The 26,988-nt window shown below is 68.2% G+C and carries 28 protein-coding genes; 18 read left to right on the top strand and 10 right to left on the bottom strand.

The window, feature by feature from the left end; genetic code table 11:
• Positions 1 to 93 precede the first annotated feature (93 nt).
• From BM362_RS10680 to BM362_RS10670, 4 genes are all read left to right on the top strand, one after another.
• Complete coding sequence (locus BM362_RS10680; RefSeq protein WP_093572984.1) at positions 94 to 858, top strand: ArsR/SmtB family transcription factor; 765 nt, start codon at positions 94 to 96, stop codon at positions 856 to 858.
• Between the two features lie 309 nt (positions 859 to 1,167).
• Positions 1,168 to 2,235 (top strand): transcription termination factor Rho, encoded by a 1,068-nt coding sequence (gene rho, locus BM362_RS10675; protein ID WP_093572983.1) that lies wholly within the window; start codon positions 1,168 to 1,170, stop codon positions 2,233 to 2,235.
• A gap of 132 nt (positions 2,236 to 2,367) precedes the next feature.
• Positions 2,368 to 2,598 (top strand): GNAT family N-acetyltransferase, encoded by a 231-nt coding sequence (locus BM362_RS48165; protein ID WP_208865167.1) that lies wholly within the window; start codon positions 2,368 to 2,370, stop codon positions 2,596 to 2,598.
• The gene (locus BM362_RS10670) at positions 2,543 to 2,791 is read left to right on the top strand and encodes a class I SAM-dependent methyltransferase (protein ID WP_107309529.1); all 249 of its coding nucleotides are present in this window, start codon (positions 2,543 to 2,545) and stop codon (positions 2,789 to 2,791) included. Before BM362_RS48165 ends, BM362_RS10670 begins: the two co-directional genes overlap by 56 nt.
• A gap of 204 nt (positions 2,792 to 2,995) precedes the next feature.
• Here BM362_RS10670 and BM362_RS10665 read toward each other — a convergent pair whose 3' ends face one another.
• Positions 2,996 to 4,381: an APC family permease gene (locus BM362_RS10665; protein WP_093572982.1), complete on the bottom strand. Its 1,386-nt coding sequence runs from the start codon at positions 4,379 to 4,381 to the stop codon at positions 2,996 to 2,998.
• Positions 4,382 to 4,566: 185 nt separating this feature from the next.
• On the opposite strand from BM362_RS10665, the gene BM362_RS10660 reads away from it, so the two are divergent.
• The 3 genes from BM362_RS10660 to BM362_RS10650 all read left to right on the top strand — a co-directional run bounded on the left by BM362_RS10660 (position 4,567) and on the right by BM362_RS10650 (position 7,082).
• Positions 4,567 to 5,052: an Lrp/AsnC family transcriptional regulator gene (locus tag BM362_RS10660; protein WP_067580425.1), complete on the top strand. Its 486-nt coding sequence runs from the start codon at positions 4,567 to 4,569 to the stop codon at positions 5,050 to 5,052.
• Positions 5,053 to 5,220: 168 nt separating this feature from the next.
• Positions 5,221 to 6,609: an aspartate aminotransferase family protein gene (locus BM362_RS10655; RefSeq protein WP_093572981.1), complete on the top strand. Its 1,389-nt coding sequence runs from the start codon at positions 5,221 to 5,223 to the stop codon at positions 6,607 to 6,609.
• Between the two features lie 65 nt (positions 6,610 to 6,674).
• Positions 6,675 to 7,082 (top strand): hypothetical protein, encoded by a 408-nt coding sequence (locus BM362_RS10650; protein WP_067580428.1) that lies wholly within the window; start codon positions 6,675 to 6,677, stop codon positions 7,080 to 7,082.
• 60 nt (positions 7,083 to 7,142) lie between these two features.
• On the opposite strand, the gene BM362_RS10645 is transcribed toward BM362_RS10650, so the two are convergent.
• Both BM362_RS10645 and BM362_RS10640 read right to left on the bottom strand, forming a co-directional pair.
• On the bottom strand, positions 7,143 to 8,627 hold the full coding sequence (locus tag BM362_RS10645) for an alpha/beta hydrolase (protein ID WP_093572980.1): 1,485 nt from the start codon (positions 8,625 to 8,627) through the stop codon (positions 7,143 to 7,145).
• Positions 8,628 to 8,707: 80 nt separating this feature from the next.
• On the bottom strand, positions 8,708 to 9,466 hold the full coding sequence (locus BM362_RS10640) for a class I SAM-dependent methyltransferase (RefSeq protein ID WP_244287116.1): 759 nt from the start codon (positions 9,464 to 9,466) through the stop codon (positions 8,708 to 8,710).
• Positions 9,467 to 9,578: 112 nt separating this feature from the next.
• Between BM362_RS10640 and BM362_RS10635 the strand changes: the two genes are divergently transcribed.
• The 5 genes from BM362_RS10635 to BM362_RS10615 all read left to right on the top strand — a co-directional run bounded on the left by BM362_RS10635 (position 9,579) and on the right by BM362_RS10615 (position 12,759).
• Positions 9,579 to 10,034: a MarR family winged helix-turn-helix transcriptional regulator gene (locus tag BM362_RS10635; protein WP_067580432.1), complete on the top strand. Its 456-nt coding sequence runs from the start codon at positions 9,579 to 9,581 to the stop codon at positions 10,032 to 10,034.
• An 84-nt stretch (positions 10,035 to 10,118) separates the two neighbouring features.
• The gene (locus BM362_RS10630) at positions 10,119 to 11,318 is read left to right on the top strand and encodes an FAD-dependent monooxygenase (RefSeq protein WP_093572979.1); all 1,200 of its coding nucleotides are present in this window, start codon (positions 10,119 to 10,121) and stop codon (positions 11,316 to 11,318) included.
• Between the two features lie 29 nt (positions 11,319 to 11,347).
• Positions 11,348 to 11,740, top strand: a complete 393-nt coding sequence (locus tag BM362_RS10625; RefSeq protein ID WP_067580434.1) for a MerR family transcriptional regulator — start codon at positions 11,348 to 11,350, stop codon at positions 11,738 to 11,740.
• The gene (gene trxA / locus BM362_RS10620) at positions 11,737 to 12,045 is read left to right on the top strand and encodes a thioredoxin (protein ID WP_067580436.1); all 309 of its coding nucleotides are present in this window, start codon (positions 11,737 to 11,739) and stop codon (positions 12,043 to 12,045) included. The genes BM362_RS10625 and trxA overlap by 4 nt, the downstream gene beginning before the upstream one ends.
• An 81-nt stretch (positions 12,046 to 12,126) precedes the next feature.
• The gene (locus BM362_RS10615; RefSeq protein ID WP_093572978.1) at positions 12,127 to 12,759 is read left to right on the top strand and encodes a DUF998 domain-containing protein; all 633 of its coding nucleotides are present in this window, start codon (positions 12,127 to 12,129) and stop codon (positions 12,757 to 12,759) included.
• Here BM362_RS10615 and BM362_RS10610 read toward each other — a convergent pair.
• Positions 12,741 to 13,793 (bottom strand): MAB_1171c family putative transporter, encoded by a 1,053-nt coding sequence (locus BM362_RS10610; RefSeq protein WP_244287115.1) that lies wholly within the window; start codon positions 13,791 to 13,793, stop codon positions 12,741 to 12,743. The two genes, BM362_RS10615 and BM362_RS10610, sit on opposite strands and share 19 nt — an antisense overlap.
• A gap of 342 nt (positions 13,794 to 14,135) precedes the next feature.
• Here BM362_RS10610 and BM362_RS10605 point away from each other — a divergent pair, with 342 nt between their 5' ends.
• Both BM362_RS10605 and BM362_RS10600 read left to right on the top strand, forming a co-directional pair.
• Positions 14,136 to 15,077: an NAD-dependent epimerase/dehydratase family protein gene (locus tag BM362_RS10605; RefSeq protein WP_093572976.1), complete on the top strand. Its 942-nt coding sequence runs from the start codon at positions 14,136 to 14,138 to the stop codon at positions 15,075 to 15,077.
• Between the two features lie 107 nt (positions 15,078 to 15,184).
• The gene (locus BM362_RS10600; RefSeq protein WP_093572975.1) at positions 15,185 to 18,574 is read left to right on the top strand and encodes an aminotransferase class I/II-fold pyridoxal phosphate-dependent enzyme; all 3,390 of its coding nucleotides are present in this window, start codon (positions 15,185 to 15,187) and stop codon (positions 18,572 to 18,574) included.
• A 219-nt stretch (positions 18,575 to 18,793) separates the two neighbouring features.
• Here BM362_RS10600 and BM362_RS10595 read toward each other — a convergent pair whose 3' ends face one another.
• From BM362_RS10595 to BM362_RS10580, 4 genes are all read right to left on the bottom strand, one after another.
• On the bottom strand, positions 18,794 to 19,336 hold the full coding sequence (locus BM362_RS10595) for a toxin (RefSeq protein ID WP_208865166.1): 543 nt from the start codon (positions 19,334 to 19,336) through the stop codon (positions 18,794 to 18,796).
• On the bottom strand, positions 19,333 to 19,782 hold the full coding sequence (locus BM362_RS10590; protein ID WP_093572974.1) for a helix-turn-helix domain-containing protein: 450 nt from the start codon (positions 19,780 to 19,782) through the stop codon (positions 19,333 to 19,335). The genes BM362_RS10595 and BM362_RS10590 overlap by 4 nt, the downstream gene beginning before the upstream one ends.
• Positions 19,783 to 20,224: 442 nt before the next feature.
• A complete protein-coding gene (locus tag BM362_RS10585) occupies positions 20,225 to 20,779 on the bottom strand; it encodes an Rv1733c family protein (RefSeq protein WP_244287113.1) in 555 nt (184 codons plus the stop codon).
• 585 nt (positions 20,780 to 21,364) lie between these two features.
• Positions 21,365 to 21,787: a hypothetical protein gene (locus tag BM362_RS10580; protein ID WP_093572972.1), complete on the bottom strand. Its 423-nt coding sequence runs from the start codon at positions 21,785 to 21,787 to the stop codon at positions 21,365 to 21,367.
• Between the two features lie 318 nt (positions 21,788 to 22,105).
• Here BM362_RS10580 and BM362_RS10575 point away from each other — a divergent pair, with 318 nt between their 5' ends.
• Positions 22,106 to 22,699: a GNAT family N-acetyltransferase gene (locus tag BM362_RS10575; protein WP_244287112.1), complete on the top strand. Its 594-nt coding sequence runs from the start codon at positions 22,106 to 22,108 to the stop codon at positions 22,697 to 22,699.
• Entirely contained in the window at positions 22,632 to 23,147 is a 516-nt protein-coding gene (locus tag BM362_RS10570; RefSeq protein ID WP_244287111.1) for a TetR/AcrR family transcriptional regulator, read from the top strand. Before BM362_RS10575 ends, BM362_RS10570 begins: the two co-directional genes overlap by 68 nt.
• Here BM362_RS10570 and BM362_RS10565 read toward each other — a convergent pair.
• Positions 23,144 to 23,878: an enoyl-CoA hydratase-related protein gene (locus BM362_RS10565; RefSeq protein WP_067580453.1), complete on the bottom strand. Its 735-nt coding sequence runs from the start codon at positions 23,876 to 23,878 to the stop codon at positions 23,144 to 23,146. The two genes, BM362_RS10570 and BM362_RS10565, sit on opposite strands and share 4 nt — an antisense overlap.
• Entirely contained in the window at positions 23,879 to 25,075 is a 1,197-nt protein-coding gene (locus BM362_RS10560; RefSeq protein WP_093573410.1) for a cysteine desulfurase-like protein, read from the bottom strand.
• A gap of 93 nt (positions 25,076 to 25,168) precedes the next feature.
• Here BM362_RS10560 and BM362_RS10555 point away from each other — a divergent pair, with 93 nt between their 5' ends.
• Complete coding sequence (locus BM362_RS10555; protein ID WP_198545294.1) at positions 25,169 to 25,801, top strand: peptide deformylase; 633 nt, start codon at positions 25,169 to 25,171, stop codon at positions 25,799 to 25,801.
• Between the two features lie 87 nt (positions 25,802 to 25,888).
• Complete coding sequence (locus tag BM362_RS10550) at positions 25,889 to 26,710, top strand: isocitrate lyase/PEP mutase family protein (RefSeq protein ID WP_093572970.1); 822 nt, start codon at positions 25,889 to 25,891, stop codon at positions 26,708 to 26,710.
• Positions 26,711 to 26,988 lie beyond the last annotated feature (278 nt).

Here is a 26,988-nt window from a genome sequence, read left to right as displayed (position 1 = left end):
CAGCGCCGAGGCGGTCACCAACTCGCCTCGGCGCTGACCTGTTTCTATCCCGGCCGCCTTGACAGGCAGCCATTTGCCTGCCTTACTGTAAGTGTGTCACCTGACCTGGACAAAGTGTTCAAGGCGCTGGCGGATCCGACTCGCCGGTACCTGCTCGACCAGTTGCGCGAGGACAACGGGCAAACGCTGGGCGAACTGTGCCGCCGGCTGGAGATGACGCGGCAGTCCGCGACCCAGCACCTCGCCGTGCTGGAGGCGGCGAACCTGGTGAGCAGCGTGCGCCGCGGCCGGGAAAAGCTGCACTACCTCAATCCGGTGCCGCTGCACGAGATGCGGGAGCGGTGGGTGAACCGGTTCGAGCAGCCGCGGCTGCGGATGCTCAGTGCCGTCAAACGTCGAGCAGAGGAAGCCATGAAGCCGAGTTTCGTGTATGTGACCTACATCCATGCCACGCCGGAGCAGGTGTGGCACGCGCTCACCGACCCCGAGCTGACCGGGCAGTACTGGGGCCACCGCAACGAATCCGACTGGAACAAGGGTTCGCGCTGGGCGCACGTGCGGACCGACGGGTCCGGGATCGCCGACGTCGAGGGCGAGGTGATCGAGGCGGTCCCGCCGAAACGCCTGGTCACCACCTGGTTCGACCCGAACGGTCCGAAGGATCAGGAGCCGTCCCGCGCGACGTTCGACATCGAAGCGCACGAGGGCATCGTCCGGCTGACGGTGACGCACGAGGACCTGCCCGACGAGAAGGCGCACCAGGACGTGTCCGGCGGCTGGGCGGCTGTGCTGTCGAATCTCAAGTCGTTGCTGGAGACCGGGCACGTGCTGCCGCGGGCTCCGTGGGAGATGCCGTGACCGGCGCGGGCCGCCGGGAATAAATCAGCGACCGGGTGCGTTGGGGCCTGGTGAGTGGCGATGCCGGTTCTCACCGGCGTAACCACTCACCAGGCCCCTCTCGCTTGTGCGGCCGGAACCGATGCGTTACTCTCGCCGCATACCCCAGGAAGTCGGCCCCGCCGCCCAGGGGTTCCGCCCTCTCGGCCAGCGTGAGTCAACGCGACGAGGATCGGCGTCTTTCCCGAAGCCCGTCACCTGACCCGCTTCGTCTCATCCGGCGGTCCGTGTTTTTCGCGTCGACTGTCACTGCTCAAGGAGCCACAAACCATGACACAGCAAGGAATTCTCGATATCCACGGCAAGACCGCCACACTGGGCTACACCCCCGGCGGCCCGCCCGTTCCGCTATCCCTGGTCCGCGCCCACGGCCTGCGCCGCGGCGACGAACTCGTCCTCGGCAACGGCGAACTCGTCTCGGTCAACGGCCGCCCGCCCGGGCAACGGCGTCCCGATTTCGACAAACTCACCCCCATTCACCCCAACCAGCGACTGGTCCTCGAAACCAGCAGGCACCAGCTCACCACGCGCGTCCTGGATCTGGTCGCGCCGCTGGGCAAAGGCCAGCGCGCGTTGATCGTCGCGCCGCCGCGCACCGGCAAAACCACTGTGCTGCAAGCGATCGCGCAAGCGGTGGCGGTCAACCATCCCGAGGCGCACCTCATGGTACTACTCGCCGACGAACGCCCCGAAGAAGTCACGGACATGACCCGCTCGGTGCACGGCGAGGTCGTAGCGTCCACTTTCGACCGCAAACCAGCCGAGCACACCGCCGTCGCCGAACTGGCGCTGGAACGCGCGAAACGCCTGGTCGAAACCGGCCGCGACGTCGTACTGCTGCTGGATTCCCTGACCCGCCTCGGCCGCGCGTACAACCTGGCGGCCCGCACCTCGGGCCGGATCCTGTCCGGCGGTGTCGACGCCAGCGCACTGCACCCGATGAAGAAAATCCTAGGCGCGGCAAGGAACATCGAGGAAGGCGGCTCGCTCACCATCATCGCCACCGCACTGGTCGGCACGGGTTCGCTGGCGGACACGGTATTCTTCGAGGAACTGAAAAGCACCGGCAACTCGGAACTCCGCCTGGACCGAGTGCTCGCCGACCACCGCGTTTTCCCCGCGGTAGATTTCTTCGGCTCCGGCACCCGCCGCGACGAGCTGATCGTCCCGCCACAGGAACTCGCCGTGCTGAACGAGGTCCGCCGCGCGCTGTCCACGCAGGATCCGAAGCGGGCCGCGGAACAGTTTCTGGAACAGGTCCGCACGACGAAGTCCAATGCGGAATTCATCGCCCGGGTAAACGCCTCGCTGGCAGTTCCGACCGCTGCGGCCGCCTGAGTTGGAAACCGAACGCCTGCGCCTCACCCCGATCGGTCCGGACCTCGCCGACGAGTTGTACCGGCTGCATCTGGACCCCGGCATCGCCCGCTGGTACGGCGAATGGACCCGCGCCGACGCGGAAGCTCGACCGTGTCGGCAAATGGCTGGCCCGGCACCGGGAATCCGGAGAACTCCTCGCCACCGAAATCGGCCTCGCTGGCCCGGGCACGAGAACTCGGCGCGGCGGAAGTCGTCGCCTTCACCGAGGTGCACAACGTCCGTTCCCGTGCGGTGATGGAGCGGCTCGGCTTCACCTACCGCGACGATGTCCCGCACCGAGGCGAACCGTTCGCTCTCTACACAATCGCCCTCGCCAGTTGATCCCTCCGTTGCCGAAGCGGAACCGCTGAGCTACACGGAAATGGGCGTCGAGCAATACGTGATTCTCGGCGCAGAACTCGATTTCTACGCCTACCGCGGAGCCAGCCACGCCCGCGTGTTCGAAGTGGACAAACCCGCCACCCGGCGCTGCAAGCAAAGACTGCTAGCCGATACCGGCAAGAGCAGTCGCTGACCGGCCACCTCGGCCAAGGCGGATTCGACCCCGACCGCCCGGCGCTGGTCAGCTGGCTCGGCGTCACGATGGACCGCACCGAGGAAACGATCAGCCAAACTCGCCACGCGATCAGCGGGTAAGCCCCCGGAACTTATCGATGGCCGCCCTCCTGCGCGCCAGAGGGGATCGCGGCGGCACTGCGCCCGACCGAGCTGTCCGTCCTCACCCGGGTACGGGTGAGGGAATCGTCACCAGCCACCGATCCGGCCGCCGCCGCAGGTAGCCCCACCAGTACCCGGCCGAAACCACCAGCACCCCGGCGGTAATCGCCAGGTCCAGCAGGCTCTGCGACACCAGTACGTAGCCGAGCGCCAGCACCGCCGCAACGGGCACCACCGGCCATCCCGGCATCCGCCATACCTGCGGACGCCGGTGTGCTGGCCGCCGCGCCCACAGCACGCTCACCGAAATCGCCAGGTACAGCGCGACCACGGCCACCCCGGTCACACCGCTCAGCGTTTCCACCGGCACAAAGCACAGCACCGCTTCCGAGACGCCGACTACGAGCGTCGCCACCCAGGGCGCGCCAAACCGCGGACTCACCACGCTCAACGCGCGATTCACCGGCTCCGGCCAAGCGCGATCCCGCCCCGACGCGTACAGCACGCGCGAGTTCTGGATCACCATCACGATCACCGCGTTCACGATCGCCGCCGCGATGCACAGGCTCACGACGGTGCCGAAGGCCGAACTGCTCCAGCTCACCACGAGCGCGGTCAGGTCGAGGTTCTGCAGGATCGCGAGGTCCGGCACGCCCAGCGTGATCGCGACGACCGGCACCAGGATCACGACCGCGCTGATACCGAGCGTCCAGAACACGGTCCGCGAGACCGTCTTGTGCGGCTCGCGCATCTCCTCCGCCAGGTACACCGCGGTCGAGAACCCCTGCACCACGAACAACGCGACCGCCAGCCCGGCGACCACCGAGACCAGCGCGATCGGATGCACGCCGTCCATGCTGGGTCGCCCGAGCACCGCGGCCGGGCGGTCGGTGTGGGCGAACCCGAGCACGGACACCACGACGATCGCGAGGATCTCGATCACCAGGAAGATCCCGGTCAGCCACGCATTCGACCGCAGGTTCACCAGGCCCATCCCGGTGGCCGCCAGCATCACCAGCGCACCCGCCACGGACGGATCGACGTGCCCGAGCACCGCCAGGTAGCCGGCGACTCCGAGCGCGATGATCGGCGGCACCACCAGGATCACGATGAACGACAGCATGAACGTGATCCACCCGGCGAACCGGCTGACCACGGTGGACACCATGGCGTACTCGCCGCCCGAGCTCGGCACCAGCGTGCCGAGCTCGGAATAGCAGAACGCGATCCCCACGCACAGCAGCACGGCGAGCCCGATGGCCAGCGCGGTGCCGGTGCCGAGCGAACCGAACAGCGGCGGGACGAGAACGAACAACGACGACGCGGGAGTCACACAGCTCAGCGTCAGCAGGGTGCCGCCGCCGACCCCGATCGATCTGGTCAGCGAGCGGGGCGCGGGCGAACCGACGGCAGGGTCGGTCTGGACGGGGACTGGATGAGGCGGCATGGGGCTCCCTCCGTCGGCGCTGGAATTCGACGGAGGGAACAGGACGGGTTTGCCGTTGTCAACGCCGGAAAGACGACGAAATCCGTTGCTCGGAACCCCGGCAGACGGTCCATCTGGACACTCAGGGCGACCGCTTGCCACGCCCACGGTTGCCTGCGACAGGGTCGACCCGCGATGATCCCGGGATGCAGAGCCAGGACCCGAACCGGCCGGCGCCGCCGGTGGTCGACGACATTTCGAAGCAGATCATCGCGCAGTTGCAAGAGGACGGACGGCGGCCGTACGCCACGATCGGCAAGGCGGTCGGATTGTCCGAGGCGGCGGTCCGCCAGCGGGTGCAGCGACTGTCCGATTCGGGCGTCATCCAGATCGTCGCGGTGTCGGATCCCTTGCAGGTCGGGCTTTTCCGCCAGGCGATGGTCGCGATCACCGTCGACGGCCCGCTCGATCCGGTCGCCGACGCACTGGCCGAAATGGACGAGATCGACTACGTCGTGCTCTGCGCCGGCCGCTTCGACGTGCTGTGCGAGGTGCTCTGCGCCGACGATGAGGCACTGCTCGACGTGATCTCCAACCGCATCCGGACGCTGCCCGGAGTGCGCACCGCGGAGACGCTCGTGTACCTCAAGCTGCGGAAGCAGTCGTACGAGTGGGGCACGCACCGCCGGTGACGACGAAATCCGAAGGTCTGTCCGGATGAGACAGCCTAAATTAGTCGTTGTGTGTGGTATCAACGACTGATCCGCTTGCCAATCGGCGTCGGCTCGTGCGATAACCGAGAGGTCCGGCCGGTGCGCCACAGTGCGCGCCGGCAGCTTCGAGGCCCGTTTCGAGGAGCCATGACCACGACCGCCGAACCCGCCGGGATCACCACCGGCTCGGGCACTGCCGCACGCGACAACCTCTGGCTGCACTTCACGCGCCACAGCCGCGCCGACACCGCCGACATCCCGGTGATCGTGCGCGGCGAGGGCACCTACATCTGGGACGACACCGGCAAGCGCTACCTCGACGGCCTCGCGGGGCTGTTCGCGGTGCAGGTCGGCCACGGTCGCGAGGAACTGGCCGAAGCCGCTGCGCGCCAAACGAAGCAGCTCGCGTACTTCCCGCTTTGGGGCCACGCGCATCCACCCGCGCTCGAACTGGCCGAACGCCTTGCCGCCGCGTCGCCGGGCGACCTTAACCGCGTTTTCTTCACCGTGAGCGGCGGCGAATCCGTGGAAACGGCGTGGAAGCTCGCGAAGCAGTATTTCAAGCTGACCGGAAAACCCGCCAAACACAAGGTGATCAGCCGCGCGCTGGCGTATCACGGCACGTCGCAGGGCGCACTTTCGATCACCGGAATTCCTGGGGCGAAGGCAGATTTCGAGCCGCTCGTGCCGAGTACGCTGCGCGTGCCGAACACGAACTTCTATCGGGCACCCGAACATGCCGACGATTACCAGGCTTACGGCCGGTGGGCTGCTGACCAAATCGAGCAAGCGATCGAATTCGAGGGCGCGGACACTGTCGCCGCGGTATTCCTCGAACCCGTGCAAAACACCGGTGGCTGCTTTGTCCCGCCGCCGGGTTATTTCGAGCGGGTTCGCGAGATTTGCGACAAACACGACGTGCTGCTGGTGTCCGACGAGGTGATTTGCGCCTTCGGCCGGGTCGGCTACGACTTCGCGGCCAAACGGTACGGCTACCAGCCGGACATCATCACCACCGCCAAGGGGCTGACCTCGGGCTACGCCCCGCTCGGCGCGGTGCTCGCGAGCGACCGGCTGATGGAGCCGTTCGCCGGCGGCGAGGCGACCTTCATGCACGGCTCGACCTACGGCGGGCACCCGGTTTCGTGCGCGGTCGCGCTGGCCAACCTCGACCTCATCGAGCGCGAGAACCTTTACGGCCATGTACTGGACAAGGAAACCGCCTTCCGGGCGACCCTCGACCGGCTGACCGATCTGCCGATCGTCGGCGACGTGCGCGGCACCGGTTTCTTCTACGGCATCGAACTCGTCAAGGACAAAGCGACCAAGGAGACCTTCACCGCCGGGGAATCGGAACGCATTTTGCGCGGTTATCTCTCGAACGCACTGTTCGAAGGCGGTCTCTACTGCCGCGCCGACGACCGCGCCGAGCCGGTGGTCCAGCTGTCGCCGCCGCTGATCTGCGACCAGCCGCAGTTCGACGAGATGGAGCAGATCCTGCGCGAGGCGCTCACCGGAGCGTGGAAGTTGCTCTGACGCCCGCTGCCGCACTGGTTGTCCCGCTACGCTGATCTTCGTTGCCTACCAACGGGAGGAAGCGCGTGGCGCAGTGGAATGACCTGGTCGCCTACATCAGGCAGACCTACCGGGTGATCCGGGACGACCCGGGCGAGATCCGGATCCGGGTCCTGTTCGGCGACGACGCGGAGACGACCGGGCGGGCGCAGGTCGTGGTGATCGCCAGGGAGATCTTCGACCAGCGCGAGGACTGGGTGCAGATCGCGACCCCGTTCGCCCGCGTGGACGAGGTCGATCTGCTCACCGTGCTGAGCGAGGTAGGCCAGACGCTGGTGGTCGGCGGGCTCGTGGTGATGGGCGAGCACCTCGTGCTGCGCCATTCGCTGCCGCTGCTGAACCTCGACCTCAACGAGTTCACCGATCCGCTCGAACTCGTCGCCGGTTCGGCCGAGCTGCTGGAACAGCAGTTCACCGGGCGTGACGACTACTGAGCGGCCGCAGCCACGAAAAAGCGGGGCACTGATCCGATCAGGGCCCCGCTTTTTCGTTGCTCAGTACAGCTGGGTAGCCGGTGGCCGCACACCGTCCATCCTGGACTGAACACTCGGCTCGACCGCCGGGCAGTGCTTGCCGCGACCCGGGCTCGTGCCGTCGATCAGGAAGGCGTCCGCGGCGTCGGTGACGCACTGGCTCTTCTTGAAGTACGCGCCGTGGCCCCAGCCCTCGTAGGTGAGCAGCGGAGCACCGGACTGCTGCGACGCGCGCACCGCCCAGCCGTACGGCGTGGCCGGGTCGTAACGGCTGTTCAGCATCAACATCGGCACGCCCGGCCGGACCGACAGCGGATGCTGCGGGTTGCGCACCGGGCTCGGCCAGCCGGCGCAGCCCGCCGCCGCGCTCCAGCCCAGCGGCGAGAAGTGCAGGTCAGGCGACACCCTGGCGAGCGCGCGCCGGTAGCTGTCGAGTTGCGGATAGCTGGTGACCGGCAGCCGCCAGTCGGAGCAGAAGATGCTGTTGAACGGGTTCGGAATGGGGATGTCGTCCTTGCCGAAGGACGCCTCGGCCGGTTTCCCGTCGCGCAGGTCGACCAGGCTCTTCGCGAGCTTGCCCCAGGTGGGGCCGTAGAAGTTCTGCGAGATCAGGCCGACGAACGCCATCGGGTCGAGCCGGTCGTCCGGGGTGCCGAGTTCGCCGCGTTCGGCGCGGGCGTACAGGCCGGCCACCACCGCGCTGACGTCCTGGTCGTGCAGCGCGCACGACGGCGTCCGGTCGCACCAGCCGGTGAACTGCTCGAACAGCTCCTGCGTGGCCTGGGTTTCCGTCTTCAGGAACTCCCAGGTGCTGCGGATCGAGTGGTCCATGTTGCTGTCCAGCACGAGCGCGCGCACCCGGTCCGGGTACGCCTCGGCGTACTGCTGGCCCATCAGCGTGCCGTAGGAAACGCCGTAGTAGGTGAGCTTCTTGTCGCCGAGCGCGGCACGGATCGCGTCCATGTCGCGCACGACGCCGCGGGTGTCCGAACGGCTGGCGAGCGGCCCGGTGATCCGGTCGCAGCTGCGCCCGAGCGCGCGGTTGTACGCGAGCAGCTGCCGGAATTCGCCGGAATCCTTCGGCAGCACCGGGTTTTTCGCGGTGAGCTCGTCGAGCCCGCACTTGATCGCGGTGCTTTCCCCGACCCCGCGCGGATCGAACCCGACCGTGTCGAACCGCGCGGCGACCTTCGGCGACAGCGTCCAGCCGCTCTGCACCTCGCCCGCGCCCGCACCACCCGGCCCGCCGGGATCCATGAGCACCGAGCCGATCCGGTGCGCGGGATCGGTGGCCTTGCGCCGCGCGAGCGCGAGCTGAATCGTGCCGTCGCCGGGACGGTCCCAGTCGAGCGGCACGGTGAGCTTGCCGCATTCGGCTCCCTGCCCGGTAGGACACGGTTTCCAGTCGATGGCCGCGGGAGCGGCGTTCGCCGGTGCCGCGGTGAACAACGCCGTCGCCGCGGTGACCGCGGTGGCGGCGACGGCCAGTTTCCTGCCCAGACCCAATGCCCTGCCCCTTCGGCGTGAACTGGAGACGTCAGAGCCTTCGATCTTGCCAGAAGGTGCCGGGTGCCACTAGTGCGGGTTTACTGTCCTTTGTGGACAGTGTGGGTGCTGGCCAGCTGTACTGGGAAGACAAGCGGAATCAGCCCGTCGGGCCGGGTCAGTGCCGGAGCCTGGGAGAGAAAAGCGGTTTTCAGCGCCTGGCAAGCGGGTTCGCCGAGAGGGAAGAGGTTGTAGAAGGTCGACACGAACTCCCAGACCTGATCGAGCGGACCGCTGACGTCGATCGTCTCGACGCGCCACTGAACGGGAGCGAATCCGGCCGGAACGAGAATTTCGTCCAGCCCGGCCCGGGTCCGGGTGCGCTTGTCGCCGAGCGGAGGCAACCGCTGTTCGGCCGGGACGTCGGCGAGGATTTCCCGCAGCAGCTTGCCGAACAGGGCACGAGCCCCGTCTCCGGCCGCCCCGCCGCCGAGGACGAGAGAGAGCTGCCCGCCCGTCCGGAGCACGCGGGCCAGCTCCGCGGACACCTCGTCGATGTCAGTCATCAGCATGAACGCCATGTGCGACACGCAGGCATCGAACGCGTGGTCCGCGAACGGCAGTCGCTGTGCCCGGCCTTCCGCCACTGTCGTCGAACGCTTCTTGGCCAGAGCCAGATCCGTGCTCGACACATCGACCCCGACCGCCTGATGTCCCGCCGAGGAAAGGAGTTCGAGCAGAAATCCGTCGCCGCAGGCCAGATCGAGCACACGTCCCGGAGCGGTGATCTCGTCCCGGAGAAGCTCGTAACTCGACCGTCCGTCGGCGCTTCGGCCGTCGCCGAACGCGCGCGACGTCACCGCCGGATGGCTTGCGTGGAAGGCACGAAAGAAGGTTTCTTGCGCGGACCTGGTCACTCTCCCCACTTACGCACCGGCGCGAAATCCCGCCTTGTCTTTGTAGAATCACCGGATGGCGGACGTGGCGACCGACCGGCGCGAGGCCGAGGTCTGGTGTTCCTACCAGCGCGTGCAGCGGGCGCTCGGCAGCGCGCTCGACCGGCAGCTGGAGCGCGACGCCGGGATCTCCGGAGCCGACTACGCCCTCCTCGTCCCGCTCGCGAACGAACCGGACGGCGTGCTGCGGATGCGCGAACTCGGCGCGACCGTCGAATGGGACCGCAGCCGGCTGTCGCATCACGTGAGCCGGATGTGCAAGCGCGGGCTGGTCACGCGGGAGAACTGCACCGAGGACGCGCGCGGGGCGAACGTCCGGCTCACCGAAGCCGGGCGCGCGGCGGTCGCGGCGGCCAGGCAGCAGCACGGCGAACTCGTGCGCCGGTATTTCTTCGACCAGGTCAGCGGCCCCGAGCTGGAGCTGCTCGGCCGCGTTTTCTCCCGGATGCTCACCCGGCTGGCGCAGGACTGACCAAGATCGTCAGCGCTCCGTGCGGGCGCGGTAAGCGGTGCGCCGCAGTCTTGCCGCATCGCCTACCGACCCAGGGGAGCAGAGATGACCAGCAAGACCGTTCTCGTGTCCGGTGCCAGCGTCGCGGGTCCGTCCGCCGCCTACTGGCTGCACCGTTACGGCTATTCGGTGACCGTCGTCGAGGCCGCGCCGCGGCTGCGGCCGGGCGGGCAGGCCGTCGACTTCCGCGGCGAGCAGATGAAACTCGTCGAAGCGATGGGCCTGCTCGACGACCTGCGGGAGCACGAGACCGCGCTGCGCGAGCAGGTGCAGCTCGACCCGGCCGGACAACCCGCGTTCACCTTGCCGAGCGGGTTCACCAACGGCGAGCTGGAGGTCCTGCGCGGCGACCTCGCCCGCGTCCTCTACGACCACACCAAGGACTACACCGAGTACGTCTTCGGCGACCGTGTCACCTCGCTCGCCGAGACCTCCGACGGCGTCGACGTCACCTTCCGCCACGGCGCCCCGCGGCGGTTCGACCTGGTGGCCGGCGCGGACGGGATCCACTCCGGCGTGCGCACGGCAGCCTTCGGTCCGGAGGCGAAATTCCGCACCGACCTCGGTTACCACGTCGCCGGGTTCACCGCGCCCAACCACCTCCGCCTCGACCGCGCGGGCCTGCTTTACAACGAACCCGGCCTCGGCGCGATCGTCACCAGCCACCGAGACCCGGAGACAGTCACCGTCGGCCTCACCTTCCGCGGCGACACGGACGGGTACGGCCGTCCCGGCCTGGCCCGGCAGAAGGACATTGTCACCGAGGTCTTCGCCAACGCCGGATGGGAACTCCCGCAGCTGCTCACCGCCGTCGCCGACGCGCCTGACCTGTACTTCGACACCGTCGGCCAGATCAAGCTCGACAGCTGGTCGCGCGGCCGGATCGTGCTGCTGGGCGACGCCGCCTGGTGCGCCGGGCCGGGCGGATCCGGCACCGGCCTCGCGATGATGGGGGCGCAGGTCCTGGCCGGGGAACTCGCCGCGGCCGGCGGCGACCACGTGACCGCGTTCGCCCGCTACGAGCAGCGGCTGCGCAAACCCGCCCGCGTCGGGCAGCGCAACGGAGCCGGTTCGGGCGGCTTCCTGGTCCCGGCCACCGAGGAGAAGCTGCGCAAGCGCAACCGGATGTACCGCTCGCTGACCGGTCCGCTCGGCCGCCGCGTCTTCGAGTACATGGGCAGCCGCGCGGCGAACTCGGTCAAGTTCCGCGAATATCCGCAGCCTCGCGTGCAGGCCTTGCCTTGACGCTGAGGGCAAGGTTTAGCGTCGGAAAAATGCGGATCGGCGAACTGGCCCAGCGGACCGGGACCACCACGCGGGCGCTGCGCTTCTACGAGGCACAGGGTCTGCTCCCGGCGGCGCGCGCGGCGAACGGCTATCGCGAGTACGACGAGGACCACCTGCGGCTCGTCAAGGAAATCCAGACCCTGCGCACGGTCGGGTTCAGCCTCGACGACACCCGCCCGTTCGTCGACTGCCTCCGCACCGGCCACGACGCGGGCGACGCGTGCCCGGCGTCGGTCGAGGTGTACCGGCGGAAGCTGGACGAGGTCGAGGCCTGCATGCGCGACCTCGCGGCGGTCCGCTCCGCGCTGCTCGACAAGCTCGCCGCCGCCACCGGGCACGCGGTTGACCCGTGCACTGCCGAACCCGAGGAGTCCCGATGACCACCGACGCCACCTTCGCCGCCGACGTCCTGGACCACGACCAGCCCGTCCTGGTCGACTTCACCGCAGGCTGGTGCCCGCCGTGCCGGATGCTCGCCCCGGTGCTCGCCGAGATCTCCGCGGAACGGCCCGGCCTCACCGTGCGCGAACTCAACACCGACGAGAACCCCGAAACCATGCGCGCCTACCAGGTGATGGCGCTGCCGACGCTGATGCTGTTTCGCGACGGAGCCCCGGTCGCGTCGTTCGTCGGTGCCCGGCCGAAGGCGAAACTGCTCGCGGAACTGGACGGTCTGCTGGGCTGAACCGGTGGCCTTCCCGGTCTGCCCGGTGGGCGGGTGACGAAGCAGGTACAAAGAGTGCACGACTTTCGGGGAGGCCGTGCCATGACCGCTTTCGTGCGCTCTTACCTGTTCCTTCGCCGCGCCATCGGGGTGCTCGGGATCCTGCTGCCGATCGTGGTGATCATCGGCAAGGAACTGCTCGAAGGCGGTGGCTTGCTCGGTTCGCTGAGCGGCTATTACTACAGCGATCTCCGGAACGTCTTCGTCGGCACGTTGTGCGCGATCGGCGTCTTCCTGATCGCCTATCGCGGTTACGGACGCGTCGACGACATCGCGGCCAATGTCGCGGCGATCGCCGGCATCGGCGTCGCGCTGTTCCCGGCCCAGCCGGTAACGCCGACCCCGACCGAACACACGATCGGCGTCGCGCACCTGGTGTTCGCCGCGATCTTCTTCCTCACCCTCGCGTTCTTCTGCCTCTTCCTGTTCACCAAGGACGACGGGGCGCCGACCAAGCGCAAACGTTCGCGCAATGCCGTCTACCGGACGTGCGGCATCGTGATGCTCGCGTGCCTGGTGCTGATCGTGGTCAACGGCCTGTTCTTCAGCGCCGCCACCGCGGACCTGCATCCGACGCTCTGGCTGGAGTCGCTCGCGGTGTTCGCGTTCGGTTTCGCGTGGCTGACGAAAGGCGAGACGTTGCTGGGCGACCAGCCTCAGACCAGCTTGCCGTAAGCCGCCGACACCTGGGTGAGCCAGGCGACCTCGGCCTCGAACGTCTTCGCGTCGTGGTCGTCGAACGCGCCGTTGTCCTGGCTTTCCGCCGGGGTCAGCCCGGAGGTCTTCGCCTCCAGCGCCTGGCGGATCTTGCGAGCCTCGGCCATCGCCTGGTCGCCGTCCGGGGTGTCGGCGCGGTCCATGTACGGCCGCAGCGCGCGCCAGCCGTCACGGATCTCGATCACCCGGCGATGCAGCCGGTAGTGCAGGTCCGACCAGCGCCGATCGGTGTCTCCCTCGGCAGGCGGTTCCAGCGCGATGCCCGGCGAGGATTCGTACAGCGAATGCCACAGCGGGTAGAGCGCGCGGTAGGAACGGTAATTGCGCTGCCAGCGCGCGACCGACGAGACGTGCTCGCCCCACGACGGCATGGTCAGCCCGAACGACACGATCACGATGCCCAGCGCACTGAACACAGAGGGCACGATCGCCCACGCGCCGAGGCGCCAGCCGAGTGCCGGGCTCACGATGTTCACCGCGCGCGTGGCGCAGTAGCAGAACAGCACGACCGCACCGACCGCGAGCGTCTTCAGGGTCCGGCGCAGCCACACCCGCGACGTGCTTCGCGCGTACGGCAGGCATTGCAGGTAGATCGTCACGCACGGCACGGCCTGCGAAACGATGAACAGCAGCAGGTAGGTGAGGATCACCGGGTCGCCGCTGCCCACCGCGAAGGCGGTGCCCGGGGTGCCCGGTTTGTTGCCGATGAAGAACAGCACGGTCAGCACGACGAACAGCACCGCGCCGGAGACGATCCACGCCCGGATCCGCGTGCGGATTTCCGCCGGGGGATTCGCCCACAGCATCAGCAGGAGCTGCGCGCTGATGCAGTACGCGACCGCGGCCAGGTGCAAGATCAAGATCGCCAGATTGGGGATCCCGAACAGCGAGCCGATGCTGAGCGAGAGGGCGCCGAGGGTGAAGGTGACGCACTGCAGGATCAGCGTCGTCATCAGCACGATGTAGGCCGGGTCGCGCCACGAGCGGCGCATCGAGAAAAGCTTGTACAGCAAGGCCGCGTACGAGGATACCGCCGACAGAGAGAATAAGATGATCTTCAGAGTGTTCACTCGCGCCCCCGGAACGGCCTCAGCGCCCGGCGGGCGGAACGGTGTGCGCGGCAACCTTGGCGGAATTGTTCACGATCGGCGACCATACACCACCGCAAGTGCCGGAACTAGGGCCGGAAAACTGGTTCTGGCCTGGGCGAATTCCGAGTGGATGCCAGGTGTCGGCGGCCTGCTCGAGAACCGCTGGGGTGATCTTCCGGTGAACGGCGGGCGACCGGCTCGTGCACGGCCGCGACGGGATGCGCCCGTCGCTAGGGTGTCGCCATGAGTCTTCAGGTGGTGATCGGGCACGGACCGGCGGGGGCGGCCACCGCCGCGCTGCTGGCTGAACAAGGAGAGCGGGTCCGGGTGATCGGCCGTTCGCCCCGGGAACCCGAGCCGGGGCTGGAGCACGTCTCGCTCGACGCCGCCGACCAGGCCGCGCTCGTCGAAGCGACCGAGGGGGCGACAGCGATCTACAGCTGCGCCAGCCCGCCATATCATCGGTGGGCGACCGATTGGCCGCCGTTGCAGGCCTCGATGTGCGCCGCGGCCGAAGCGAACGGCGCGCTGCTGGTGTCGCTGGGGAATTTGTACGGCTACGGCCCGGTCGATGGTCCGCTCACTGAGAATCTGCCGCTCGCGGCCACCGGGACAAAGGGCCGGATCCGGGCTTTGCTGTCCGAACAACTGCACGCATTGCACGACGAGGGCCGCATCCGCGTGGTCGAGGTGCGTGCCTCCGATTTCTTCGGTCCCGGAGTGACCGACGGCGGCCATCTCGCCGCCCGAGTGGTGCCGAACGTGCTGCACGGGCGGAAGGTCCAGGTACTCGGCGATCCGGACGCCGCGCACAGCTGGACCTACATTTCCGATGTCGCGCGCACGCTGGTCGCGGCCGCGCGGGAAGAAAAGGCGTGGGGCAGGACGTGGCATGTGCCGACTGGTCCGCCGCGGTCCGCTCGGGTGATGGTCGCGCTGTTGTGCGAGGCGGCCGGAGTGGCCCCGGTGCCGGTGCAACGCCTTTCCCCGATGTTACTGAAGGCGGGCGCACTCGTTTCGCCGATGTTGCGCGAGCTGCGGGAGGTCCGCTACCAGTTTGACCGTCCGTACGTGCTCGATTCCCATGCGGCACAGGAATTCTTCGATATTACGCCGACGGGAGAGAAAGATCAATTTGCCAGTACCGTGGCCTGGTGGCGTGATCGCTTGGCTACCGTGAGTTGAGTTGCCTGTGCATTCCTCCGCACCTTGCCCAATGCCCTTGAAAAACTGGGTAAGAACGGGCAATCTCGGTGTCGACTGGGTGGGGATCGGCACGAGGAAGTCATGCCATGGGGTCTGCAAGATCTGAGTGGGAAGAATCCGAAAATAGCCAGGACATCGCCGTTGTCGGAATGGGATGCCGTTTTCCGGGGGCGCGCAACGTCAACGAGTACTGGGATCTGCTGAGCGAGCCCAAGCCGCAGTTTCGGCGAGTGCCGGATTCGCGGTGGCGGCGCGAAGCGTTCTACAACGACGATTTCCGGGACAGCGGAGCGGTCTACTCCGACCGCATGGCGCTGCTGGAGGACGTCGGCGACTTCGACGCCGGGCACTACAAGATCCCGCCGCGGCGGGCCAAATCGCTCGACCCGCAGCACCGGCTGCTGGTCGACCTGACCCGCGAAGCGCTGCAGGACGCGGGATGGGAGGCCGAGGGCTTCGACCGCGACGACACATCGGTGATCATGTCGCTCAGCGACAGCGGCTACCGCGACATGAGCACACTGCACCTGCGGCTGAAACAGCTGATCGGCGGCGAATTCGGCCGGGCGGGCGATCCGGCGATGGCCGAGGCGGCATCCGCGGTCAGCGGCCTGCACGCCACCGCGATGGCCGGGCTGCTGCTCAACATGGGGCCGAGTTCGATCAGCAGCGTCTTCGACCTGCACGGAGAGAGCTACGCGCTCGATTCGGCCTGCTCCGGCGGGCTGACCGCGGTGGCGAACGCGGTGTTCGCCCTGCGGGCGGGCCGCTGCCGGATCGCCGTCGCCGGCGGCGCACAGCTCGTGCTGTCTCCGGACCTGTTCGTGGGCCTGTGCCGGATCGGCGCGATCTCGCGCACCGGCGAATGCCGGCCGTTCGACCGCCGGGCCGACGGGTTCGTGCTCGGCGAGGGGGCCGGCGTCCTGGTGCTGCGCCCGCTCGCGGACGCACGGGCGGCGGGCGACCGGGTGTACGCGGTGATCCGCGGCGTCGGGCTGTCCAACGACGGCACGGTCAAGGGCGGCATGATGCCGCAGGAGTCCGGTCAGCTGCGAGCGTTGCGGCGGGCGTACCGGGACGCGGGGGTCGACCCGGCGTCGGTCGGGTTCCTGGAAGCGCACGGCACCGCGACCGCGGTCGGCGACGACGTGGAGATCAGCGCGCTGACCGAGCTGCGTCGCGGCGCGGAGAACCCGGCGTATCTCGGCGCGGCGAAGTCGGTGGTCGGGCATTCCCTTGGCACCGCGGGAATCGCCGGGCTGATCAAGTCCATTTTGTCTGTCCACAAGGGACAAATTCTGCCGCAGCCGGATTTCGAACCGGCCGAGCAGCTGCCGCTGCGGGACGCCGGGCTTCAGATAGCGGGCCAGGTCACGCCGTGGAACAGCGACGGGCCGCGCCGGGCCGGGGTGAGCGCGTTCGGCTTCGGCGGCTCGAACGTGCACGTGGTGGTCGAGGAAACGGCGCAGGAAACGCCGCCAGCCGAGACGCCGCGGTTGCTGCTGCTCACCGCACGGGACCGGGCCGGGCTGGCCAGGCACGCCCGCGAAGTGGCCGAGGCGCTCGGCAGCGAGAACCCGCCGCTGGCCGCCGTCGCGGGCACACTCGCCCGCCGAACGCTCTTCCCGGAGCGGCTCGCGGTGGCCGCGAACGACATCGCTGACGCGGTTTCCAAGCTCGTCGCCGCGTCGGTCGCGCTCGAATCCGGCCAAGGCGGCGAGCTTGGTCCTGGCGTCTTCGCTGGTGTTGTGTCACCGGGAGAGGAGCCGGTCGAGGACGGTCTGCCAGCCGAGCTGGCTCCGCGCGCGGTGACCGGGTCCGGGCTGCGCCCGGTGGCGGACGGCCTGCCGCGCTGCACGCTGCCGCCGAGCCCGCTCAGCCCGCGTCGGCACTGGGTGGTCGACGACGCGAAGCTCGCCAAGGCACACACGCTGGAGCCGCTCGGGGCTGCTGCGGCATCGGTCGAGGAGGCGGAGGAGACGACTTCCGCGCGGGACGTGTTGGCGGTCGTGCTCGAAGAAGTCGCGCGGACGACGGCGTTTCCGGTCAGCGAGTTGTATGCCGGGCAGTTGCTGGTGGACGACCTCGGGTTCGATTCGTTGATGCTCACCGAGTTGGAGGGGCGGCTGCGTAAGCGGTTCCCGGGGTCGCCGGTGGAGGTCGAGCAGTCAGCGGCGCTGACAGTCGGGGCGGTGGCCGGGATGCTCGCTCCGGCAACGGCTTTGGTCCCGGCTGCTCCGGCCCAGCCTGCTCCGGCTCCGTCGTGGGATCCGGCCAGTGCGGCGATCGAGGAGTTTCCGGAGGCGGCGGCCATCGAGGCGCGGCTGAAGGAGTTTGACGATCTTGGCGTGCCCAATCCGTACTTCCGCAAGCATCAGGGACGGATGGACGCCACGACGTCGGTCTCCGGGCGGGAGTACCTGTCCTTTTCCAGCTACAACTATCTTGGGCTGGCTGGGCATCCGGCGGTGACCGCGGCGGTGCACGATGCCGTCGAGCGGTACGGGACTTCCGTGTCCGGCAGCCGATTGCTCGCTGGGGACCGGGATCTGTCGCGTGACCTGGAGACGGAGCTCGCGGCGTTCCTGGGGGTCGAGGACAGTCTCGTCCTGGTGAGCGGGCACGCGACGAATGTGGGCGCGATCGGCCATCTGGTCGGGCCCGGTGACCTGATCGTGCACGATTCGCTGGCGCACGACAGCATTCTGCAAGGGTGTGCGCTGTCCGGGGCTACGCGGCAGCCGTTTCCGCACAACGACACGGCACGGCTGGAGGACGTGCTGCGCCGGTCGCGGTCCCGGTTCCGGCGGGTGCTGATCGTGGTCGAAGGCGTGTACAGCATGGACGGTGATGTCGCCGATCTGCCTGCGTTGATTGAGCTCAAGCGGCGCTATGGGGCGTTGCTGATGGTTGACGAGGCGCACAGTATCGGGACGATGGGGCCTCGGGGAGCTGGGATCGGCGACCACTTCGCGGTGGATCGGTCCGGGGTTGATCTTTGGATGGGGACCCTGTCGAAGTCGTTGGCCGGGTGCGGGGGGTATCTGGCCGGGTCGGCCCGGACGGTGCGGTGGTTGCGGTATTCGCTGCCTGGGTTTGTTTACAGCGTGGGGATTACTCCGGCTAATGCCGCTGCTTCGCTTGCGGCGTTGAAGATTGTGCAGGAGGAGCCGGAGAGGTTGGTACGGCTGCGGGAGAACTCCCGGTTGTTCCTGGAACTGGCTACTTCGGCGGGGTTGCCGACGGGGTCGGCTGGGGATACGCCGATTGTGCCTTGCGTGGTGGGGAGTTCGGATGTCGCGCTGAGACTGGCGACGACGCTGTACGAGCGGGGGGTGGTGGTGGATCCGATTCTGTACCCGGCGGTGGATGAGGAGTTGGCTCGGTTGCGGTTCTTCATCACCAGTGAGCATCGGGAGGATCAGTTGCGGTATGCGGTGGGGGTGGTGGGGGCTGAGTTGGGCGGGTTGAGGTAGGGGTGGCTCGTCGCCTGGGGGCGACCTTGCCTTTGGGCTGGCGTGGGGCACCCCGAAGGTTGAGTGTGCTGACGGGCAGGGGGGCGCGGAGGAGGGGCTGGGTGCCTCGACTGTGGGTGCATCGGCGGCGGTTGGGTGCGTCGCATGCACCCGGTGCCACATTGGGGAACCCTGAGGGAATCAGAGTCCATGAGGGTGGCCCTCACGGACTTGGTGGGGCTAGAGGAGCGAGCGCTCGATTCGGTCCATCGGTTTCTCCCCTGCTTTGGGGGTTTGGGCGATGGGTTTCGCTGGCGTGCCCATGCGTTCCGAGAGCAGGAAGGCGATGATCTCCGCTTCCTGCTCCTGTGCGTCGTCGTAGGTGGCACGCATCAGCATGTCCCGGACGATGTCCGGGTCCAGGTTGGGGAACAGCGAGCGGGCGCTCTCGTCGTCCAGGAGACCCGAGCCGCGATGACAGCAGATGATGTGACCCAGCTCGTGCAAGATGATGTGCTCCTGGTGCGCCCCGGTGGTGTTGGCGTCGAAGAAGATCAGGTCCTCGCCCCGTGCGGCTACCCACATGCCGCACGGGTGCGACGCGGGCATCGGCAGCGGCACGAGGGTGATCGGCCGTTCGCGAATCTCGCCAAGGCGGGCGCAAAGGGTGGCCAGGTCGTACTTCGGCGGAAGATCGAGTTCGCCGATCCGCTGGGCGCCTTCGTCGCGCATCCGCCGCAGCTGCTCGCGCCGCTGCGGGGCTTCGGACGGGGTGCCGGTCACCGCGCCGCTTCGTCCGTGATCGGGGGCAGCCCCTGCATTTTGCGGTACTGGTCCATGATCGTGGTGATCGCCTGGAGGTTCTCCTCGCGCATGCCCGCCGCGCGCATGGCGACCGCGCGGACGCCTGCCTGGCGCATCGCCTCCACGGCCGCCAGCTCCGACAGTACCGACCCGGCGACCTCGTCGTCGAAGAAATAGGCGACCGAGACCCCGAAGAACTTCGCCAGTGCGGCCAGCAGCTCCTGAGACGGATTGGTCCGTTTGCCCGTGCGTAGCTGAGAGAGGTATACCGCGCCGACCTTCAGCTCCGGCGTGGCCCGCTTCAGTTCGGCTGCCACCTCGGCGTTCGTCCAGTGCCTCCCCTGCGGGCGCACTGTGCGGAACAGATCGTCGAGTCTGGAGGCCAGGGTGGGCCGGTCATCCGCCGGCTGGGTGTCTTCGGACATGCTGCTACGCCCCTCCAGTTGCAGCTGATTGCTCTCAGCTAAGGCGACTATCTCAGATTAGCTCACAGTTGACAATCGCCGGAGGGCTCCACAAGACTGTCCCTCAACGAGATAGCTGGTGGCTAACTCGCCACATATTCCGGGCAGGGCGGCAGGCGTAGTACCGGCCCGGGGCGACGCTGGGGGTGTCGCCCCGCTCGGTCCGCCGAGGCCGGGTCCGGAGGCAGCAGACGTGTCAGCGAACTGCCTCCGGACCCGGCGCACCACGCTGCTGGCCGGGCTGTCGAGAACGCGTGTACCAGTGCCAGGGGACTTGCTGCGCGGAACTTCGGTGGGCACCAAGCCCGTGCACGGCGTGCCTAGGTGCCAGCGATCGGCCGCCGGATTGGCGGATCGCACCCGTCCGGCAGCCGAGAGGGGAGCACCACGGCTGGCGGGGCTGTCAGCGAACCGCTTCCGGGCCGGCGAACTGCGCCCATTCGTCAGCCCACCGCGCCGCACGCCGGTGGTCGAGCACTCGCCGCGCGATCCAGAACGCGCCGCCCAGCACGCCGACCGCGCACAGCCAGCAGAAGGCCGCGACGAGCACGCCGTTGGTGACCGCGTCCGCGTGCGTCAGCGGGGCGGTGGTCTGCTTGCCGCTGTCGTCCAGCCAGATGTCGGTGGTCGAGCCCTCGGTCGCGGAAGCGGCGGGCACCGTGATGACGCCGGTGCGCTGCACGCCGTGCGGCGGCTTCCAGACCGCGTTCACGCGCGCGGTGTTGGCGATCGGCGCGCTGTCGCCGACGGAAGCGGCCGGCTGCGCGGCCGTCGTCAGCACCGTGGCGGTGACCTGATGCCGCGACTGCAGTTGCGCGTCCGACGCGGCGGTCTCCGCGGCGACGTCCTCGCTGCCGATCATCATGGCGAAGGGAATCGCGATGAGCGCCAGCAGTGTGACGATGCCGGCGAGCACGCCTTCGATCCGGTCCGACCGTCGCACGAGCGGGTTGCGCACGGCGCCGAGCCGTCGGAGCAATCGTTTACCAGGGTGTGGTGGTCTGCCTGCCCGAGTCCTGTTCCGCATGCCTCTCATGGTCCTCTTTCGCGCGCGCGAGCGCTGTGTCCCGCACAACGTTTTTCGTGTTTTTCCTGGGGATCCGGTGTGTTTTCGCTTACCTCCAGGCCAGCGATTACCCGTGTGGGTGACGACGAGCGGAGGTTGCGGCTGCGCGGGCACGGGTTCGCGGTGTGCGCCGAGTGGTCCAGGCCAATGTCTCGCGGGTTCAGTGCGTTGCCCGGGTTGACCTTTCGCCGGGTTCGGCCCTGGATGGGTTGCGGCACCGGCGGTTCGGCGCCGCGGTCGCTCGGCGGATCGTCTGATTCGCGCGGTTCGCGTTGGCGGGCAAGCGATCTTGCGGCAGCGGTGGGCACGACTGTGCGCCGGAAGTTCGCCGGCGGGCAACCGGGGGTTTCCGTCGCGGACAGCCCGGGCGGACGCGTCTGCCCGGGGCCGCTCGCGAAAAGTTCACTGCCGTCCGGCCTGGAATCGGGTCATTGCCGAGCGCAAACCGAGGGTGCGCTCCCGATATCCGGGAACCATTCAGTCAACCAGGCGAATGGTCGCCGTCGGGCTGTGCGAACGACGCCGGATGACCCCGTGTTCGGCGACGATTCCGAGTTGGATACTGCGATCGGCGGGTGCCCAGTAGCCCGTCCGCACGAAATAACCGTCCATTGTGCAGAGCCGGTTCGCGCTCTTGCGGGAACTGATCGCTTCCCAGCCCCATTGCCGTCCGGTCTCCTCGACGCCGTTGCGCCGCACGTGCAGCCGCGGGTTCCCGATCTCCCGGCAGTACGCGCTGCCGTCGGCGATGTACAGCACGCCGTCGACCTTGTAGAACCGCTTGCCGTCCAACAGGCTCACCTGGCCGGACAGGGTGAAGTGCACCCTGCCGCCATTGGCCCCGTCCATCGTCCAGTCGAGACAGAATTCCTTCGTCGGAACCTCGAGCGACTGGGTCATGGCCGTGTCTCCTTTGCTCGCCTGCCGGAGCGTCCAGGAAAATATAAGGAAGAAACGCGTTCCCGGCAGGTATCGGGAACCGTTTTCACCCGAAGAGGCCCAGCGGACACGCATCGTGGTCAAGTCCCGATTAATCGGTGGAATTACCGCCGATGGGGTATCGCGGATACGATCAGTGAATTCTCCTTGCCCGAAACCGGTGGCGGCCCGCCGGTCCCGGTACCGGCGGGCCGCGCGGGTCGTGTCGGCAGCGTGACATCTCCCATGACGCTTGTCATAGCCGCAGCCGCGTGCCACCCTCGGGTTATGACGACTGTCATGACCGCCGTGCGACCGGCCACCGCCGGTTCCGTGGCCGATCTCGTCCGCGCCTGCTCGCCGGCATCGCTGAGCCGCCGGTTCACCCTCGGCGGCCCGATCGAGCCGGCCGCGGTCCTGTCCAGGTATCAGCGATTCCTCCTGGTCGGCACGGCCCTTGTCGCCGAGGTTTCGGAGGTGCCCGCCGGGCTGCTGAACGCGGTCCCGGAGGACGATCGCCGCGTCGAACTGGGGCTGCTCGTCGCCGACCGATGGCAGCGGCTGGGCATCGGCAGCGGCTTGGTCCGGCTGGCCGCGGAGCGGTGGCGCGGCTGGAAGCTGCACGCCACCGTGCAGGAGGGCAATGTCGCTGCGGAAGGATTGCTGCGGGCGTGCGGGTTCCGCTTCGTGCCCGGGTACGGCGGCGAGAACGAGTACGAGCTGACGGTCACGGAGGAGACGCTCGATGACGGAACGGCCGGCGCGCGAGCGGATGGTCTTCAGCGCTGCGCAGTTGCTGCGTACGCAGGGTTTGAGCGGAACCGGAATGCGCGAGGTGGTAGCGCATGCCGAGGCACCGCGGGGGTCGCTGCAGCACTACTTCCCGGGCGGTAAGGAACAGCTGTTCGGCGAAGCGATCGACTGGGCGGGCCGCTACGCCGCACGTCGCGTGACGCGCGCGATGGACTCTCTGACAGACCCGACGCCGTCCGCGCTCTTCGCTGAGGTAGTCGAGTACTGGCGCGCAGAGTTCCTAGAGATCGGCTACGACTACGGCTGTCCGTTGGTGGCCACCGTCACCGACACGGCGGCGTCGAGCGAGCCGTTGCGTGAGCGCGCAAACGACGCTTTCGCGCAGTGGCGAAAGCCCATCGTGTCCGCGCTGCAGCAGATGGGCGTACCGGCGGCGCGCGCTGCTTCGTTGGCAGTGTTGATGATCAGCGCGCTTGAAGGAGCCTTAGTGCTGGCCCGGGTCGAGCACGCGGTGACGGCGCTCGACAGCGTTGTCGAGGAGCTAGGTCCAGTTCTCGACGCCGCCGTGGACAAGCGCCGCCGTCGCTAACGCCTGTCGAGCTTCGCGCGCAACGTGGCGACTGTGACCGGGTCGTGCAGCAGTTCGGCGAAGTGCTTGGACTCCGAGTCCATTCGCTCTTCGACGCTCTCGTCGGTGCGGTCATGCAACAGTGCGCGCGTCGTCGTCACCGCGCGTACCGACCGTTCGGCGAGTGTCGCGACGCGTTCTGAGACGCGCTTACCGAGCGCTGTCTCGTCAGGGAGCACTTCATTGACCAACCCGAGTTGCGCCGCTTCGACCGCAGGCAGGCGTTCTCCGAACAGCAGCAGCTCCGTCGCGCGTTGCGGACCGACTCGACGCGGCAGCGCGTAACTGCTGCCGAACTCCGGCACCAGTCCCAACGGTACGAACGGGAACTGCAGGTAGCTGCGTTCGGTGGCGTAGACGAGGTCGCAGTGCAGCAGCAGAGTTGCGCCGATGCCGACAGCGGGGCCGTCGACTGATGCGACGACTACTGCCTGCGTCGCGAGTAGCGCCTCCTGGAAGACCCGTGCGGGCGTCTTCGCGCTGTCACCGGCTTCGTGCGCGAGGAAGTCGCCGAGGTCGTTACCCGCAGTGAACGCACCGCTGGCTCCGCTCAATACAGCGATAGGCGTGCGGACAGCGTCGAAGGCGTCCGCGAGGGCGACGTACATCGCCTTCGTGAGCGCGTTCCGCTTCTCCGGCCGGTTGATGGTGATGGTGGTGACCTGTCCGTCGACAGTCGTCTCAATGCTCATTCACAGCTCCGCAACAGCAGCGAGCAGCAGATCGACTTCCGCTGGAGTCGTGTACGGCGCGATGCCAGCGCGTACGGCACCAGTGTCGCCAAGACCGAGGTGCCGCGCGCACTCGATGGCGTAGAACGTCGAAGCAGGCGCGTTGACCCCGCGCGCGCCGAGACGCTCGTACACCGCTTGCGGCGTCAGCCCGGCGACCGAGAACAACACTGTCGGCGTACGGCGACGCGTCGGCGAGCCATACCGAACGACGCGCGGCAGAGCGGCGAGCCCGTCTTCCAATCGCTGTAACAGCGCGTCTTCGTGCTCTTCAAGCGCCGTCATCGACGTACGCAAACGTTCCCGACGGCTGCCTTCACTTGGCACGAGTTCGGCGAGGAAGTCGATAGCTGCGGTAGTGCCCGCGAGAAGCTCGTACGGCAACGTACCCAGCTCGAAACGCTCCGGAACCGCGTTGCTCGACGGCAACAGCTTGTCCGGCTGCAACGTCTCCAGAAGACCCGGTGCGGCGGCGAGAAGGCCGAGGTGCGGTCCGAGGAACTTGTACGGCGAGCAGGCGTAGAAGTCCGCGCCCAGTGCGGCGATGTCGACCAGCGCGTGCGGCGTCAGGTGCACGCCGTCCACGTAACTCAGCGCACCTGCTTCGCGGACCGCGTCGGCAATCGCGGGAATGTCCGGACGCGTGCCCAGCAGGTTTGAAGCAGCAGTGACCGCTACCAGCCGCGTCCGGTCAGTAAGCAGTTCCGCGACCGATGACGTCGGCAACTCGCCCGTCTCGGGATCGAAGTCCGCCCAGCGAACAGTCGCGCCGCGCGCTTCGGCCGCCTGCACCCACGGCCGGACGTTGGCGTCGTGGTCCAGGCGGGTGACCACGACCTCGTCGCCTAGGCCCCAGTTCTTCGCGAGCGTGCGGGAGAAGTCGTAGGTCACCTGGGTCATGCTGCGCCCGAACACGACGCCCTCCGCACGCGCGCCGAGCAGGTCAGCGACCGCTTGCCGGGCTTCGCGCACGACGCCGTCCGCGCGGCGCTCCGCCGCCGTGACGGTGCCGCGGTTCGCGATGGCGGCGCAGAGGGTCGAGGACACTGCTTCGCCGACCATGTCCGGGACCTGGGAGCCACCGGGACCGTCGAAGTGGGCAGCGCCGTTCTCGAGCGCGGGGAAGTGCTTGCGGATCGCGTTCACGTCGTAGGCCACGGCTGCCAGCTTGCCTGATCCCCGGGCGAGTGTCGTGCTCCGCGCGGGTGCGATCATGCCGCTGTCCCGTTGCCCTTGGAGAGGGGTTCGCTGGTGCTTGCCGAACAGGTCGAGAAACTGCTCGCCCAGCCGTTGCCGTGGCCGATCGTGCAGGCAGGCGACCCCGTGCTGCGCGCTGCCGCCCGCCCGTACGAGGGCGAACTGAGCGACGAACTGCTTTCCGCGCTGATCGAGGGCATGAAGGAGACCATGCACGCGGCACCCGGCGTCGGCCTCGCCGCGCCGCAGATCGGCTTGTCGGTCCGGATCGCGGTCGTCGAGGACGGTGCCCGAGAACGCCCCGGCGTCGCCGAATCCACCCTCGCCACCCGCGGGATCGTCCCGTTGCCGTTCCGCGTGCTGGTGAACCCCGAGTACACCCGAGTGGGCGACGAAACCGCCGCGTTCTTCGAGGGCTGCCTCAGCGTGCGCGGATGGCAGGCCGTCGTCGCGCGGCCCCTGCGGATCCGGCTTCGCGGCACCAGCGAAACCGGCGCGGCGCTGGACGCGGAATTGTCCGGCTGGCCAGCACGAATCGTCCAGCACGAGACGGACCATCTGCACGGCGTCCTGTACCTGGACCGAGCCGAACCGCGCTCGCTGTCCACCCACGAAGCCGTCGCCCGCCGCTGGACCCAGCCGACCCCCGCCGAGGCCGCTCGCGAACTGGGCTTCGACCTCCCCTGATTCTTTCCGCACCGGTTTTTGTCGGTGCCCGCTGATACGTTCCTCCGCAGTTGCCCCGCCTGGGGCTCGCCACTGGGGAGGAACCTCGTGAACTCGTTGCAAGACAAGGCAAATCTCTTCCGCGAACTGCACGCGACTGATGTCCTGGTGCTGCCGAACGCGTGGGACGCAGGCAGTGCGGTCGCTATCGAACGCGCAGGCGCCCCCGCGATCGCCACCACCAGCGGAGGCGTCTCCTGGGCCCTGGCCCGAGGCGACGGCCAGCATCTTTCTCGCGCGGAAATGCTGACGGTGATCGCCCAAATCGCCGCAGCCGTAGAAGTCCCGGTAACCGCCGACGTAGAAGGCGGCTACGGCCTAGCCCCTTCAGCCGTCGCCGAAACCGTGCGAGGCGTCATCGAGGCGGGCGCAGTAGGCGTGAACCTGGAAGACTCCCGTGCCGGAACTGCCACTCTCTTCACTCCCGACGAACAGGCAGAACGCTTCACCGCGGCCCGCGCCGCCGCGACAGCCGGTCTCTCGGAGTTGTGGATCAACGCCCGGACGGACGTGTACCTCTTCGGAGTCGGCGAACCCGCCGGTCGCTTCGACGATGTACTGACCCGAGCCCGTGTCTACGCCGACGCCGGAGCGGACAGCATCTTCGTCCCGGGCCTGGTGGACGTCGAGGTACTGGCGGAACTGGCAACGTCCTCGCCGATCCCGGTAAGCGCCATGGCTGGACCCGGCGCACCCCCGGTGTCAGACCTGGCCGCGGCTGGCGTGCGCCGGGTGAGTGTCGGCACGTCGATCGCCCAGGCGGCCTACTCCCTGGCCCACCACGCGGCGGCAGAGGTGCTGAAGCAAGGGACTTATGGGGAGGTGACCGGCGCCCTGGACTTCGGAACGGTGAACGGCTGGTTCAGCTGAGCCTCGGTCACGGCTGGCGCGAAACGGCCGAACCCCATGGTGGAAGACGAGCCGGAACCGCACCGCATGAGCGGTGAAGGCAAGCGGCCGAGACAACCTGAAACGGGCCCATACCCGAGCCGGGCCCGACCTTCGGGCGAGCTGAGCGAAGCGAACCGCGCAGGTGGGACGAAATCAGGTGACGGCTCGGTCCAATCCCAGCCATCCTCGCTCCGTCCGGCCAGAGTCAAGCGAGTCCGGCTTGAGCCATGCCAGCCCGGTTCGTCGCACCGATCCGA

Origin of the sequence: Amycolatopsis rubida, from assembly GCF_900115345.1 — a bacterium.
Lineage (GTDB): Bacteria > Actinomycetota > Actinomycetes > Mycobacteriales > Pseudonocardiaceae > Amycolatopsis > Amycolatopsis rubida.
Note: the sequence above shows the minus strand (reverse complement) of the source record. Positions and strands in the feature narration are given on the sequence as shown.

Coding starts and splice junctions, on each gene's coding strand:
- BM362_RS10590 (WP_093572974.1), bottom strand. CDS start 19,782: ATGTCCGAAGACACCCAGCCGGCGGATGACCGGCCCACCCTGGCCTCC.
- BM362_RS10655 (WP_093572981.1), top strand. CDS start 5,221: ATGACCACGACCGCCGAACCCGCCGGGATCACCACCGGCTCGGGCACT.
- BM362_RS10605 (WP_093572976.1), top strand. CDS start 14,136: ATGAGTCTTCAGGTGGTGATCGGGCACGGACCGGCGGGGGCGGCCACC.
- BM362_RS10665 (WP_093572982.1), bottom strand. CDS start 4,381: ATGCCGCCTCATCCAGTCCCCGTCCAGACCGACCCTGCCGTCGGTTCG.
- BM362_RS10610 (WP_244287115.1), bottom strand. CDS start 13,793: ATGCGCCGCTCGTGGCGCGACCCGGCCTACATCGTGCTGATGACGACG.
- BM362_RS10625 (WP_067580434.1), top strand. CDS start 11,348: ATGCGGATCGGCGAACTGGCCCAGCGGACCGGGACCACCACGCGGGCG.
- BM362_RS10670 (WP_107309529.1), top strand. CDS start 2,543: ATGTCCCGCACCGAGGCGAACCGTTCGCTCTCTACACAATCGCCCTCG.
- rho (WP_093572983.1), top strand. CDS start 1,168: ATGACACAGCAAGGAATTCTCGATATCCACGGCAAGACCGCCACACTG.
- BM362_RS10630 (WP_093572979.1), top strand. CDS start 10,119: ATGACCAGCAAGACCGTTCTCGTGTCCGGTGCCAGCGTCGCGGGTCCG.
- BM362_RS10600 (WP_093572975.1), top strand. CDS start 15,185: ATGGGGTCTGCAAGATCTGAGTGGGAAGAATCCGAAAATAGCCAGGAC.
- BM362_RS10660 (WP_067580425.1), top strand. CDS start 4,567: ATGCAGAGCCAGGACCCGAACCGGCCGGCGCCGCCGGTGGTCGACGAC.
- BM362_RS10635 (WP_067580432.1), top strand. CDS start 9,579: ATGGCGGACGTGGCGACCGACCGGCGCGAGGCCGAGGTCTGGTGTTCC.
- BM362_RS10615 (WP_093572978.1), top strand. CDS start 12,127: ATGACCGCTTTCGTGCGCTCTTACCTGTTCCTTCGCCGCGCCATCGGG.
- BM362_RS10580 (WP_093572972.1), bottom strand. CDS start 21,787: ATGACCCAGTCGCTCGAGGTTCCGACGAAGGAATTCTGTCTCGACTGG.
- trxA (WP_067580436.1), top strand. CDS start 11,737: ATGACCACCGACGCCACCTTCGCCGCCGACGTCCTGGACCACGACCAG.
- BM362_RS10565 (WP_067580453.1), bottom strand. CDS start 23,878: ATGAGCATTGAGACGACTGTCGACGGACAGGTCACCACCATCACCATC.
- BM362_RS10575 (WP_244287112.1), top strand. CDS start 22,106: ATGACCGCCGTGCGACCGGCCACCGCCGGTTCCGTGGCCGATCTCGTC.
- BM362_RS10570 (WP_244287111.1), top strand. CDS start 22,632: ATGCGCGAGGTGGTAGCGCATGCCGAGGCACCGCGGGGGTCGCTGCAG.